Source organism: Proluteimonas luteida (assembly GCF_021191695.1).
Classification (GTDB): domain Bacteria; phylum Pseudomonadota; class Gammaproteobacteria; order Xanthomonadales; family Xanthomonadaceae; genus Luteimonas; species Luteimonas luteida.
Map to the genome: position 1 here is coordinate 297,002 of NZ_JAIWPT010000003.1, position 13,761 is coordinate 310,762.

The 13,761-nt window shown below is 66.7% G+C and carries 10 protein-coding genes; 5 read left to right on the top strand and 5 right to left on the bottom strand.

Features of this window, described 5'->3' with window-relative positions:
* Position 1: 1 nt before the first annotated feature.
* Both LDO26_RS04705 and LDO26_RS04710 read right to left on the bottom strand, forming a co-directional pair.
* Entirely contained in the window at positions 2-475 is a 474-nt protein-coding gene (locus tag LDO26_RS04705; protein WP_232129914.1) for a hotdog fold domain-containing protein, read from the bottom strand.
* A gap of 165 nt (positions 476-640) precedes the next feature.
* Positions 641-3,121: an acyl-CoA dehydrogenase gene (locus LDO26_RS04710; RefSeq protein ID WP_232129915.1), complete on the bottom strand. Its 2,481-nt coding sequence runs from the start codon at positions 3,119-3,121 to the stop codon at positions 641-643.
* A 307-nt stretch (positions 3,122-3,428) separates the two neighbouring features.
* Here LDO26_RS04710 and LDO26_RS04715 point away from each other — a divergent pair, with 307 nt between their 5' ends.
* The 5 genes from LDO26_RS04715 to LDO26_RS04735 all read left to right on the top strand — a co-directional run bounded on the left by LDO26_RS04715 (position 3,429) and on the right by LDO26_RS04735 (position 8,374).
* A complete protein-coding gene (locus LDO26_RS04715; RefSeq protein ID WP_232129916.1) occupies positions 3,429-4,043 on the top strand; it encodes a TetR/AcrR family transcriptional regulator in 615 nt (204 codons plus the stop codon).
* A gap of 286 nt (positions 4,044-4,329) precedes the next feature.
* Positions 4,330-5,604, top strand: a complete 1,275-nt coding sequence (locus LDO26_RS04720) for an aspartyl/asparaginyl beta-hydroxylase domain-containing protein (RefSeq protein ID WP_232129917.1) — start codon at positions 4,330-4,332, stop codon at positions 5,602-5,604.
* Between the two features lie 38 nt (positions 5,605-5,642).
* Positions 5,643-6,107, top strand: a complete 465-nt coding sequence (locus LDO26_RS04725) for a type VI secretion protein (protein WP_232129918.1) — start codon at positions 5,643-5,645, stop codon at positions 6,105-6,107.
* 7 nt (positions 6,108-6,114) lie between these two features.
* Entirely contained in the window at positions 6,115-7,806 is a 1,692-nt protein-coding gene (locus tag LDO26_RS04730) for a tetratricopeptide repeat protein (protein WP_343226155.1), read from the top strand.
* 196 nt (positions 7,807-8,002) lie between these two features.
* Positions 8,003-8,374 carry a hypothetical protein gene (locus tag LDO26_RS04735; protein WP_232129920.1) on the top strand — a complete coding sequence of 124 codons (372 nt, stop codon included), beginning with the start codon at positions 8,003-8,005 and terminating at the stop codon, positions 8,372-8,374.
* A gap of 115 nt (positions 8,375-8,489) precedes the next feature.
* Here LDO26_RS04735 and LDO26_RS04740 read toward each other — a convergent pair whose 3' ends face one another.
* The 3 genes from LDO26_RS04740 to hslO form a co-directional block, all read right to left on the bottom strand.
* On the bottom strand, positions 8,490-11,384 hold the full coding sequence (locus LDO26_RS04740; RefSeq protein ID WP_232129921.1) for a TonB-dependent receptor domain-containing protein: 2,895 nt from the start codon (positions 11,382-11,384) through the stop codon (positions 8,490-8,492).
* Positions 11,385-11,744: 360 nt separating this feature from the next.
* Positions 11,745-12,599: an XOO1806 family protein gene (locus tag LDO26_RS04745; protein ID WP_232129922.1), complete on the bottom strand. Its 855-nt coding sequence runs from the start codon at positions 12,597-12,599 to the stop codon at positions 11,745-11,747.
* Between the two features lie 107 nt (positions 12,600-12,706).
* Positions 12,707-13,612 (bottom strand): Hsp33 family molecular chaperone HslO, encoded by a 906-nt coding sequence (hslO, locus tag LDO26_RS04750; RefSeq protein WP_343226156.1) that lies wholly within the window; start codon positions 13,610-13,612, stop codon positions 12,707-12,709.
* Positions 13,613-13,761: the final 149 nt, after the last annotated feature.

A 13,761-nucleotide genomic window follows, 5' to 3' on the forward strand; every position in this document is an offset into this window, starting at 1 on the left:
CTCATGCGCTCCGGCGCGGCGACACCCACATCGCGATGTCCGCACGCAGCACCGTCTCGCCGTCGTCGTTGCGGATCAGCACCTGCACCGGAAGCGCATAGCCGGCATCTGCGATCTGCGGCGCGAACGCGGGCGTTGCCGTCGCGTGCATCGTGCCGGTCGCCTTCTTCAGGTATTCGACCGTCATGCCCCGGGGGATCCAGCGCATCGACGCCGGCAGGCTGACGTCGATGGTCAGGCCGCCGATCAGTTCGGCCAGGTTGCACAGCGCGATGGCGTGCACCGTGCCGATGTGGTTGGTGACGCTGCGGCGATGGCGCATCGTCGCCTCGCCATGGCCGGCGCGCAGCGCGGTGACCCGCGGACGGATGCTGGCGAAGTACGGGGCCTTGAGACAGACCAGCCGCGTGAACAGCCACGTGCCGCAGGGCCAGCGTGCGAGGCGGTCGTGCAGGCGTTGCAAGGGTGCGGCCATGGCGGACTCCAGCGGGAAACGGCAGAAGATGGCGCGGGAAATGGCAGTGGAGGCCGGCAGCGGTACCGGCGGGCGCAAGGGAACGGGAGCGCATGCCGGCACACCGGAAACGGCAACGGCGGGACACGCCCGCCGTTGCCGGAGTCGATCAGGACACGATCGCGGTCACGCCGCTTCGCGCGAACGGTCGCCGTTGTGCGACGGCGGCGGGCGGTAGCCGGCCGAACGCAGTTCCTCGGTGTCGAAATCGTCGACGGTGATGGTGTCGAGCGTGATCTCGCGCAGTTCCTGCAGCAGCGCGCGTTCCTCGGCGCTGATGTGGCCCTCGCGCACCGCCTCGTCGAGCTGCGCGGGGTAGTCCAGTGCCTGGATGCCCTTGCCCTTGAGCGCCTTGAGGAACTTGCGCTCGATCGGCTCGGCGGCGATCGCCTTGGCCAGGTAGCTGTCGATGCGGCCACCCGGGTTGTTGTCGCACGGGGTCAGGAACACGCCATCGCCCAGGCGCGCGCGCGCCTCGTTGGGCGCCATCAGCAGCGCGGCGACCCGGCGCGACAGACGGTCGCCCGGCGCCTCGGCGCGGCGGCCGAGCGGGAAGATCAACGCCCACATCAGCCAGCCCACCGGCCGGATCGGGAAGTTGCGCAGTGCCGCCGACAGCGCATTCTCGATCTTGTGCACGCTGTCGTGGAACGACCATGCCAGCAGCGGCTGGTCGGCCTGCGGTGCGCCCTCGTCGTGGTAGCGCTTGAGCATCGCGCTGGTCATGTAGATGTGGCTGAGCACGTCGCCCAGGCGGCCCGACAGCGATTCCTTGAACTTCAGCTTGCCGCCGAGCATCAGCATCGACACGTCGGCCATCAATGCGAGGTTGGCCGAGTAGCGGTCGAGCTTGCGGAAGTAGCGGCGGGTGTAGGCGTCGCCGGGCGCCGCGCCGATCTTCGCGCCGGTGATGCCGAACCAGATCGAGCGGACCGCGTTGGAGATCGCGAAGCCGATGTGGCCGAACAGGTTGCGGTCGAATTCCTCCAGGCCCGCCTTCTCGTCGGGGTCCTGCGCCGCCTTCATCTCCTTCATCACCCACGGATGGCACAGGATCGCGCCCTGGCCGAAGATCAGCAGGCTGCGGGTCATGATGTTGGCGCCCTCGACGGTGATGCCGATCGGCGCGGCCTGCCAGTTGCGGCCGGCGAAGTTGCGTGGACCGAGGATGATGCCCTTGCCGCCGATCACGTCCATGACGTCGCTGACCACTTCGCGGCCCATCGTCGTGCAGTGGTACTTGGCGATCGCCGACGGCACCGCCGGCACGTCGCCGCGGTCCACCGCGGCGGCGGTGGCCTGGGACAGCGCGCTGATCGCATAGGCCTTGCCGCCGATCCGCGCCAGCGCCTCCTCCACGCCCTCGAAGCGGCCGACCGACAGGCCGAACTGCTTGCGGATGCGCGCATAGGCACCGGTGACGACCGCGCCGAACTTGGCGCCGCCGCTGGCGGTCGAGGGCAGGGTGATCGAGCGGCCGATCGCCAGGCATTCGTTGAGCATGTTCCAGCCCTTGCCGGCCTTGTCCGGGCCGCCGACCAGCTGGCTCAGCGGGATGAACACGTCGCGGCCGTGGATCGGGCCGTTCTGGAACGGCGAGTTCAGCGGGAAGTGGCGGCGGCCGACGTCGACGCCGGCGGTGTCGCGCGGCAGCAGCGCCAGGGTGATGCCGATGTCCTCGGTCTCGCCGAGCAGGCCGTCCGGGTCGTACATCCGGAACGCCAGGCCGATCAGCGTCGCCACCGGGGCCAGGGTGATGTAGCGCTTGTCGAAGGTCAGGCGCACGCCGAGCACGTTGGCGCCGTTCCACTCACCCTTGCAGACGATGCCGTAGTCGGGGATCGAGGTCGCGTCGGACCCGGCGAACGGACCGGTCAGGCCGAAGCACGGCACTTCCTCGCCGATCGCCAGGCGCGGCAGGTAGTAGTCCTTCTGCTCCTGGGTGCCGTAGTGGTTGAGCAGTTCGCCCGGGCCCAGCGAGTTGGGCACGCCGACCGTCGAGCTGACCACGCTGGAGACCGACGACAGCTTCTGGATCACCTTGTGGTGCGCCAGCGCCGAGAAGCCGAGGCCGCCATATGCCTTCGGGATGATCATGCCGAAGAACCTGTTGCGCTTGATGAAGTCCCACAGCTCCGGCGGCAGGTCGGCGTGGACGTGGGTGATCTCCCAGTCGTTGGTCATCCGGCACAGTTCCTCGACCGGGCCGTCGAGGAAGGCCTGCTCCTCGTCCGTCAGCGCGGGGCGGGGCTGGTCGAGCAGCTTGTTCCAGTCCGGGTCGCCGGTGAACAGCTCGCCCTCGAAACCGACCGAGCCGGTCTCCAGCGCGATGCGCTCGGTCTGCGACAGCGGTGGCAGCACCTTGCGGAAGAACTTCAGCAATGGCGCGGTGACCAGGGCCTTGCGCACCGGCGCGATCAGCAGCGGCAGGGCGATCACCGCGACCAGCACCGCGGCGACGATGGTCGCGGCGGGATTCGCCCCCAGCAGCCCGCAGGCGACCAGCAGGGTCAGGGTGATCGCGGCCCAGTAGGCCAGGCGCAGGCGGTGGTAGGCGGCGACGGCGCCGGCCAGGAGAAGGGCGAGGAAGGGGATTGCGATGCTCATCGGGGGCTCCGGCGATCGGCGGGATCAGTGGGGCGGGTCGGTGGCTGACGGGCTGACAGCAGTGACAGGCTGAACGACATGGCAGGGTTGCACGGACAGGCGGAGCCAGCATGACGGCGCGACGGTCCGGACGTGATGACGGAGACGCGAGCCGCGCGATGCCGGTTCGCAGCGCCGGCGGGTGGAATCCCGGTGCTGCCTGTTCCGTACGGTCGAGTATGTTCATACGCTTGTTTGAAGTCAATGTGCGCTGCGGCAAACGTGTTCGATACTGTCGCCGCCGCCGGCGTATGGATAGACTGTCGCGATGACCGCACCCACCCGCAGCGCCGCAGGCGCGCCCGCCCGCCCCAGGGGCGCCGAACGCCAGGGACGCCTGAGTGCAGACGACTGGGCACAGGCCGCGCTCGAGTTGATCGCCGAATCGGGCGTGCAGGCCGTCGCCGTCGAGCCGCTGGCCCGCCGCCTCGGCGTCACCAAGGGCAGCTTCTACTGGCATTTCCCCTCGCGCGACGCATTGCTGCAGGCCGCGCTGGAGCGCTGGGAGAACGTCGAGCAGGAAGCCCTGTTCGGCGCGCTGGAGAAGATGCCCGACCCGCGCGAACGCCTGCGCGCGCTGTTCCAGATGGTTGCGCACGAATACCAGTCGCACGTGATCTACAGCGCGCTGCTGAAGGCGCAGGACCACGCGACCGTACAGCCGGTCATCGAGCGCGTCTCCAAGCGCCGGCTCGACTATCTGACCGCCTCGTTCCGCCAGGCCGGCCTGGCGCGCGAAGCCGCCCAGCACCGCGCCCGCCTGACCTACACCGCCTATGTCGGCTTCCTGCAGCTCAATCTGCAACTGCAGCAGGCGCGTATGCAGCAGGAAGAGTTCGAGGCCTACGTCGAGCACCTGGCGCAGACGCTGGTGCCGGCCTGACACGGGCCGCGCTTACGCGGCATGCGGCCGTCGCGCGGGTGTCCACCTGACCTGATCGGCACACCACTTCGGCGACCGCTCGGCGCCCGGAACCGCAAGGCAGGCCTGTTTCCATTCGAAGGCGGGACCGTGTCGCCGGACTGAAGCGCTTGACGCGGTGACCGGCGTCAACGCACCAGCCGGTCAATCGGGTCGGGTCCCCGAGGCAGCTGCCTGACGTCCAGTGCGCCGTCCGCCGCCTCCGATAGAATGGACCCATGCCGGCCAGGCGAAACGGAACAGGCCCTTGAACGCAAAGCTGTCGTCTTTGGTAAATGCCGCCGGTGCCGCTGCCGCGGGCGGGCACTGGCAGGAAGCCGAACGGCTCTGGAACCAGATCCGGGCGCTGGACCCGGACAACGTGCAGGCGCTCTACAGCCTGGGCGTGCATGCATTCCAGCGTGGCGACTCGCAGACCGCGCTCGAGCTGCTGCAGCAAGCGCGCCTGCGGGCGCCGCGCGACCCGATGATCCTGCTGACCATCGGCCGGGTCCATCGCGAGATCGGGCGGCCGGAGAAGGAGTGGGACGCGATCAGCGCCGCGCTCGAGATCGATCCCTATTTCCTGCCGGCGCTGCTGGGCAAGGCCGAATTCCTCGAGCAGCAGCGCCAACCCAGGATTGCGGCGGGTGTCTTTCGCAACGTGCTCAAGGTCGCGCCGGACGAGCCCGAATGGCCGCCTGCGCTGCGCCGACGGCTCGCACACGCGCGCGAGGTGGTCGAGCGCGACACCCAGGAACTCGTCGACTACCTGGGGCATCGGGTGGCTGCGAAGCGCACCACCGTGGACCTGGCGCTGGCGGGACGCTGGGACGAGGCGGTGTCGATCCTGGCGGGACGCACCCAGCCCTACCATTCGCACTGCAACCAGCTGCACGTGCCGCGCTTGCCGGCGCTGACCTTCTACGACGATGCGCTGTTCCCGTGGATGCGCGAACTCGAATCGCGTACCAACGTGATCAAGACCGAGTTGCAGGAGATGCTCGCCAGCCGCGGAGAGGAATTCGTTCCCTACATCCAGTACCAGCCGGGAGACCCGGTCAACCAGTGGGACAAGCTCAACCACTCGCGCAACTGGAGTGGTTTCCACTTGTATGCACACGGCGAACCGGTGGCGGAACATCTGGCGCAGTGCCCGCGGACGGCGGAGGCGCTGGCGCTGGTGGATACGGTGGAGATCGCCGGCCTGTGTCCGAACGCGATGTTCTCCGCGCTGGCGCCGGGCGCGCATATTCCGCCACATACCGGGGAGACCAACGCGCGGCTGGTCGCACACCTGCCGCTGGTGGTGCCGGAGCAGTGCAGTTACCGCGTCGGTTACGACTGGAGGCAATGGCGCGAAGGCAAATGCTGGGTGTTCGACGACACGCTGGAACACGAGGCGCGCAACGACAGCAATCAGTTGCGCGTCATCCTGATGTTCGACGTGTGGAACCCGCTGCTCAGCCTGGCCGAGCGGGAAATGGCGACGGCGCTGGCGGGTGCGATGCGAGACTGGCGCGCCGCAACCGACGTGGTTTGAGCCGGTAGGCTATCCTGACTGTCCTGCATGAATCGATGATGCCCATGCGCCGTCTTTCGCTCTTGCTCTTATGGTGGTTCGCACTGCCGCTGGCTGCGCAACAGGCCAGCCATGGTTGCGCCAGCGTGGCCGAACCCGCCGCGCGGCTGGCCTGCTACGACGAGGCGTTTCCGCCGCCGCCGGAGGTGATCGAGGCGGCAACGGAAAGGGCACAGGCCGATTTCGGTTTGAACACGCCCAGGGGCTCGCTGCGCAATCCGGGGCAGACGGTCGAACAAGCCGATCCGGAACGCATCGAAAGCCGGGTGGTCAGGGTTGATCATGATCGCGGCGGGCAGCGCAGTTTCGCGCTCGAGAATGGCCAGGTCTGGGCGCAAACCGAATCACGCAGCGGCGGCCATGTGCAATCCGGCGACGTCGTGCAGCTGCGCAAAGGCACATTGGGCAGTTATCAGCTGGTGATGCCGAACGGCGTGGTCTTGCGCGTGCGTCGCGTGCGTTGAGCGCCGAGTGTCGGCATCTCGCGGCCAGCCGTTGAATGCACTGCAGGCAGAACGCTTCAGGCGGGCGCTGGGATTGTTGCGATCCGGGCAGCGTGCACAGGCACTGTCCATGGCCCAAGCCTTGGCCGAGCAGGCGCCGCAGGTAGCGGATGCGTGGCAGTTGCTGGGCATGTGCCTGGCGGACGATGGTCGCCAGGAGCAGGCCGCTGCGGCGTTCGAACGCGCCTTGGCGTTGGTGCCGGGCAATGCCGCGGTGTCACGCAACTACGGTGCGTTCCTTGCCCGGCACGGCAAGGCGTTGCGTGCGCAGGGCCAACTGGAAGCAGCCGAACCCGTACTGCGCAAGGCGCTTGCATTGTCGCCGGAACAGGCGTCTGCATGGGTCGACCTGGGTGTGGTACTGCGTTTTCTGGGGCGCGTCGACGAGGCGCTGGCCGCATTCCGGCAGGCAGAAAAAATGCTGCATCAACGCGGCGTCGATGCGCCTGAATTGCAGGACGCCATCAATGGCGTGCTGGCCGATGCAGGCCGTCCGGCGGAAGCGTTGGCGGGTGCCCGCAAACTCGTTGCCCGGCATCCGCATCATGCAGCGGCTCACGAAACATTGAGCAATCTGCTGTGGGAAAACGGTGCCGAGCTTGCGCCGGGCGAAGATCCGTTGGGCGGGTTCCGTGCTGCAGCGCGGGCGCAGCCGGACAATCGCCCGCTGCAACTTGCCCTCGCGCGGATGTTGGTGGCGTCGAAGCACGCGGAGGAAGCCCTGGCGCTGCTGCATCCGCTGCGCCAGCGTGAACCCGGCGACGCACTGCTGGGTTGGTTTGCCGCCGACGCGCTGGACGCGCTGCAACAGCACGAACAGGCTGCGCCGTTGTACGCGGCGGCGGCGCGGGGTGAGTTGGGCGAGTTGCCGGAATTTCTCAATGCGCATGCGCGGCATGCGTTTCGCACGCGACGCTTCGACCTGGCGGCAAGTTGCGCGGAGAAGGCGGTCAAGCTCGATCCGCACAACCAGGAAGGCTGGAGCCATCTGGGTACGGCGTGGCGGCTGATCGGCGACGAGCGCGAGCATTGGTTGTTCGACTACGAAAGACTGGCGGGTGCTGTCGAAGTCGCGCCACCGCCCGGTTTCGGCGACTTGCCGGCTTTCCTGCAAGCGTTGGCGGCGACGCTGGAAACCATGCACAACGCCGGGCGCGAGCCGGTCAACCAAAGTGTACGTGGCGGCACGCAGACGGCCGGCCAACTGTTCGGACGCGACGACGCGATCCTGGGGGCGGCAGAGCACGCTCTGCGCGCGGCTGTCGAAAACTGGCTGGCGGCGCTGCCGGACGATGCGGACCACCCCTTCCTGTCCCGCAAACAGCGCAGCGTACGCTTCGTCGGCTCATGGTCGGTAAGGCTCACTTCGTCGGGGCGGCATTCCAATCACATCCACCCCAAGGGCTGGGCAAGTTCCGCCTTCTACGTCGCACTGCCCGGCAGCGTGCTTGAATCGAGTAGCAGCGGATCCCATGCCGGATGGATCCAGTTCGGACAGCCACTGGAAGATCTGGGGCTGGATCTGCCGCCACGCCGCGTCATCCAGCCCAGGCCTGGGCATCTGGCGCTGTTCCCTTCCTACATGTGGCATGGCACCGTGCCATTCGACGCACGGGAGTCGCGCCTGACCATCGCCTTCGACATGCAGCCGAAGATGTAGCGGCCCGCGCCTGTACGGACTTGAAGTACCTGTCATGATGCGAAGCCGCGGCATCCAGCGACGGCGGGAAACGCTTTCAGGCAGACCTTGTGCATGGTCAAGGTGATGTGTATCGATTCAGTCGGTAAATGCCGTGAACAACGTCCGGCTACGCCTATACTGGGTCAATCCCCACCGGCGCCGTCGAGGAAACACCATGCGCGTCCAGTCCGATTGGTTCCATCCGTTCCTCCAGTGTTTCCGCAGCCGGCATGCCTTGACGGTGGCGAGTCCGGTATTGCTGCTTGCCAGTAGTGCGGCCATTGGCCTGCTGTCCATCGGGCAGGCGGCGGCGCAGGATGCGGAGGAAGTGGTTCCTGCGCAGTCCACCGTGTCCGCGCCCGCAGGCACGCAGAACGCGCAGTCGAGGCGCAGTGACAAGGTCTGCGAATCCGAGGTCGTCACCGGCAGCCGGATGAAGAAGCGGGTTTGCTACACGCCGGAACAATGGGCGGCACGCGAGAGGGCGGGGAGGGAGCTGACGCGAGGACTGGACAACAGGCCGGTCGGGGCGCTCGGCGGGGAGTAGGCGGGGCTGACCCCCTGGTCCGGGAACGTGCTGCTGCAAAGTAGGCGACACGTTCCAGAAAAAAAGCGGCGGGCCGAAGCCCGCCGCCTTTTTTTGCCTGGAACGTTTGCTGCGATCAGAACTTCAGCTCGATGCTGCCGAAGACGTAGCGGCCCACCGCGTCGTAACCCGGCAGGGTGTTGGCATTGCCGTCCCACGTGCCTTCCGCGTCGCCCACGAACGGTGGTGCCTTGTCGAGCACGTTGTTCACACCCAGGGTCAGCAGGGCCGAGCCAATGCTCGCGCTGCCGCTCAGGTCGAGGTAGTTGTACGAGGACACACCATTGCCCAGCCAGATGATGTCGGACAGCTGGTTTCCGTCCACGTCCTTGTAGTCCATCCCGCCGACATGACGCCAGCGCAGCGTTGCCGAGTAACGATCCCACGAATACCGCGCCGAGGCGACATGACGCCACTTCGGCGACTGGCATGCCTGGGCTGTATTGACCAGGCCCTTGCAGTCGTAAGCGGTGCTGGGTTCGCCAGCCAGGGTCTGGGTGAAGTCCTTCAGGACGTAGCTGCCCGCCAGACTGGTGGCCAAGCGGCCCGGGCCAAGGTTGAACGAGTAACTCGCGGTCAAGTCGATACCAGTCCGCTCGTAGACGCCGATGTTGCCGGGCGTGTTGATGATGTGGCCGGACTGGGGATCGGACGCGAGGCCAATCCACAGGTCGTATTGGCCGGCGCGTCCATCGCGGTTGATGCGGTCGCAGTACAGTTCCTGTTCCATGCACAGGATCTGGATGTTGTCGTAGCCGATGCCGGCGATCGCCCCCTTGATTTCGATGTTGTACCAGTCCAGGGCGAGGTTCAGGTTCTCGATCGGTTCGATCGCGAAGCCGACCGTGTACGTATCGGCCGTTTCCGGTTCCAGGCTCGGGTTGCCGCCCAGCAGGGCGTAGTACTGGTTGGCCGGGCTGGGCGGCACGTGGCCGTAGGCCGAAGTCGGGAGGCCCGTCCGCGCGCATTGTTCCGCCGTGTAGGCCGGGTTGGGGCCACTGCAGAGATCGGCGTTGCCGCCCAAGGCAATGCGCTGTGTGTAGTACAGGTTGTTCAGGCTTGGCGCACGCACGGCGCGGTTGTAGCCGGCACGCACCAGCAGCTTGTTGTCCAGGAACGAACTGCTCAGGCCCGCCTTGTAGGTGTCGTAGTTGCCCGAGGTCTCGTCGTCCGAATAGCGATAGCCGAGCGAGGCATCGAGGCGGTTGAATGCGCCGTCACCCACGTAGATCGGCAACGCGGCTTCGAGGAAGAAGTCGTTCACGGTGTTGGAGGCATTCACCGGCAGGTCGGCGGCGCCGGCGCCGGCAAAGTTGCCCGCAGCGGAGTCTCCGTCGTATTCCGTGGCGAAGGTGTACTTGCGACGCTCCATGCCCACGGCCAGGCCGATTTCCTCGCCATCCGCGCTCGGGAAGCCCCAGCCAATGTAGCCATCGGCAACGGCGGACAATGCGCTGTAGCTGGTCTTGTAGATGCCGAAGCTGGTGCCGGCCAACGCGTCGGCGGCTTCCTGGCTGATGTTGTCATTCCAGACGTCATACAGCGAGCATCCCGGGAAGGTGCCGTAGACCGGGTCGGTACAGCCCAGCGCACCGGCGGCGATCCGGGTGATCAGGAAGTCGTTCTTGCCGATCGAGGTGGTCTTGGTCCTGCCGAACGTCGCCGAAACATCATAGGACCAGGACGAGTCGAACCAGGCGCCCCGCAAGCCCGCAACGAAGCGGTAGCTGGTGTCGTCGGACGACGTGATGCGTGGGCCGCCTTCGACGTTGCGTTTCCACAAGGTGACCTGGGTCTGGTCGGTGGTGACGCCGGCATCGGCGCACAGGCTGCCGATCAGCGGGTTGTCGCAGGCCACGACGACCGGCACGCCGAACGCACCCGATTCGGCGATCTGCATGTCCGACCTGCGTTCGAGGAACAAGGCCTCGATGTACGGCTCGAAGTGCTCGTTGATTTCGTAGCTGCCCATGAAGCCCGCGGTCACGCGCTTGTCGGGACGCTGGAAGAAATTGACCGGCGCGTAGTTGTAGAGCGGGAAGCCGTTTTCGTAGCCACTGCCGTTCCAGACGTAGTTGGCATTCGTGCCTGTCGGCCACGGGCGGACCGCGCCATTCACGTACTCGTTGACCGTGAAGCGGCCCGGATCGGCCGTGCCGGAGCCACCGCACAGCGGCTCGTCGTACCACACCGAGCAGGCGGAGTAGTCGCGCTGGCTGTGGAACAGCGCGTCGTTCTCGCGCCAGGTCAACCAGCCCACCGCATGGCCGGCGGTGTCGCCGAAGCTGCCGCCCACCACGATGTCGGCATTCTTGCTGATGCCGTCGAAGCCGGAATTGCCGGTCGGATAGGGAAAGCCGGCTTCCTCGTTGAGCGCCTGTATTTCCTTGTTGTCGTTGTCATGCTGGTAGGCGGACCAGCCGAAATTGACGCTCACGCCCTCGAACTTGTCGTCAAGGATGAAGTTGACCACGCCGGCCACGGCGTCCGCGCCGTAAACGGCCGAAGCACCGCCGGACAGGATGTCGACGCGCTTGATCATCGCCGCCGGGACAATGGACGGGTCGGTGATTTCATTGCGGCTGGCCGGCAGGCGGCGGCCATTGACCAGGGTCAGCGTGCGCTGCGGACCCAGCCCGCGCATCGAAATGGTTGCATGCCCGTAGGACGGGTTGTTCTGGAAGTTGTCGAAGCTCATGTCGAGCTGCGGGTATTGGTTGACCAGATCCTCAACCGTGGTGGCACCGAACGCCTTGAATTCCTCCGCGTCGATTTCCGTGATGGGGCTGGACGAGGTGAAGGTCTGGCTCTTGATACGCGTGCCCGTGACGGTCACTGTGTCAAGGCTGGTAGCGGTCGGCTGTTCGGCGGCGTCCTGGGCAAGTGCCGAACCCGTACCTGCGAGGACGACCGCACTGGCGGCAAGCGAGAACGCAATCGCATCACGAAGCTTGTTTCTCTTCAATTTCATCTCTCTCTCCAAGTTGAGTCTTGGGTTATCCCCATATGAACCCGCTGGCAGCGTCAAAAAAAAAGCCAAATTCAGCAAGGTCTGGCCGATACTATTCGCATCGGAAGAGAAATTAAAGTGTCGTTAAGCCGATCCCGCGTTCATATCACGCGGAATGAACGCCTCACGGAAGAGCCATGCTGGGCAAGCGGCGGCGCACTGTTGTCACAGGTCGGCATCAAGTCTTGGAAAACGACAGTGTGGCAATGCTCGAGCACAGCCCTGCTCGACAGGCATACCAACCGCGCCTGCCATCAGATCAGTCTGGGAATTCGGTCGAACTTGCGGGAATTGCCCGCAATCACCGTGGAGAAACCGCGCTCAGAGATCCTGCTGGTACCGGATGTAAGGCACTGCGCCGTCGTCGTCGGGCAGGTCCGCCATCTTCGAGAACGGATTCCTGCCGCGGGTGATGACGTTGTCGGCCCCCACGGTGAGCTGGCCGCTCCAAGGGGTGCGCCAGCTGACGCCCAGGCCGATGCCTTCCCACTTCGGCAGGCCGGGGGTGTCGACGACCTGGCCGACGATGTCGACGCTGAGCCGGCGGTAGCCGCCGCCGAGGGTGACGCTGCGGCTGCTCCACTGGTCGCTGAGGTCGGCCGGAGCGCTGGCCGAGGGGATCAAGGTCGCCTTGGCCAGGGTGCCGGCCAGCGAGACATAGGCGTCGTCGCCGATGTTCTTCTTGGCGAAGACGGTCAGGTCCTGCACGTCGACGTTGCCGGGCGAGGCACCGGCGGAAGGGTTCAGCCAGGCGGGCAGGGTGTCGCGGCTTTCGCCGACGGTCATGCCGACGCCGCCGCCGGGGCGGCTGAACGCCGCGGACGCGCTGGCACGGCGGTTGCCGGGCAGGGCGTCGCCGAGCGAGGCGAGCTGGCAATTGCGGGCCAGGTTGCTGACCGCGCCGTTGAAGCTGCTGCCGGGGCTGCACCACAGGGCCAGGGAACTGCCGGACTCCAGCCCGAATGCGGCGTCGAGCCGGTTGTCGCCGAAACGCCAGCGGGCACCGGCGGAATTGGCGGCAGGTTCGAGCAGCAGGAAGGCCTCGACCTTGCCGCTGTTGGCATCGAGCACCGGCAGGAACGTCTGGCCACCACGCTTCTCCTGCGCATGCACGCCCGTCGCCGCCATCAGGGCGAGGGTGCAGGCAGCCAGCAGTCGAGTGGGGCGCAATGACATGGTCTTAACGTTGACCCGGTGATCCGGCGGGAAGTTCCCCATTCCCAGAGAAATCGACTCTAGGACATTTATGTTTATTTAACAATCCCGGCCATGTGACCCACGGCTCATTGCAGGCGTTCGGGCGCGTCGACCGCGGCCGCGGGTACCGCCAGCAGCGCTTCGATCTGCCCGGGCGTGAACAGGTAGGTCTGGCCACAGAACTCGCATACGATCCGCGCCTCCCCGTCGATGACCGCGGCGCGGGCCTCGTCGGCACCGAGCGACAGCAGCATGCCTTCCACGCGCTCGCGCGAACAGGAGCAGGCGAACGCCAGTGGCTTGTCCCCCAGCACCTGCGGCGCGTCTTCGGAGAACAGGCGCGCGAGCAGGGCTTCGCTGGACCAGTCGAGCAGTTCGCCCGTGGTCAGGGTGTCGAACAGCGCGCCGGCGCGGTTCCAGCCGTCGTCGTCGCCTGCGTCGCCGGGAAGCTTCTGCAACATCAGGCCGGCGGCGCGGGTGTCGTCTGCGGCCAGCAGCACGCGCGTGGGCAATTGCTCGGACTGGCGGAAGTAGTCCTCGAACGCACCCGACAGCGATTCCGACTGCAACGACACCAGGCCCTGGTAGCGCATCGGGTCGCGGCCCTTCGACGGATTCTCGATGGTCAGGGCCAGCACCGCGTCGTCGCCGAGCGTGCGCAGGTCGCGCGACATGCCGGTGGTGGCCTCGGCATCGAAGCGGGCGATGCCGCGGATGGTGCCGGCAGAGGTGCATTCGGCGAACAGCGTGCGCAGCGGGCCGCTCGCGCGCAGTTGCACCGACAGCCGGCCATCGACCTTGGCATGGCCGGTGAACAGCGCGGCCGCGGCGCTGGCTTCGCCGAGCAGCTCCCGGATCGCGGCGGGATAGGGGCCGCGGTCGCTGACCTGCCGCCAGGTGTCGTGCAGGTGCACGCGCACCCCGCGTACGCCGGCGTGCGGCAGCAGGAATCGGGTCAGGCGGTCGCTGTCGTGCGAAGCGGGATCGGTCATGTCGGTACTGTCGGGGCGGGATCGTTGGAAAGCGGAGATGGGGATGGCGATTGGCGGCACCGGGGCCGGTCGATACAGTGGCGCCATGAATGCATGGCGTGACACAACGATGGGGGCGCCCGCCCGCGCCCGCAAGCCGGGGACGCGGC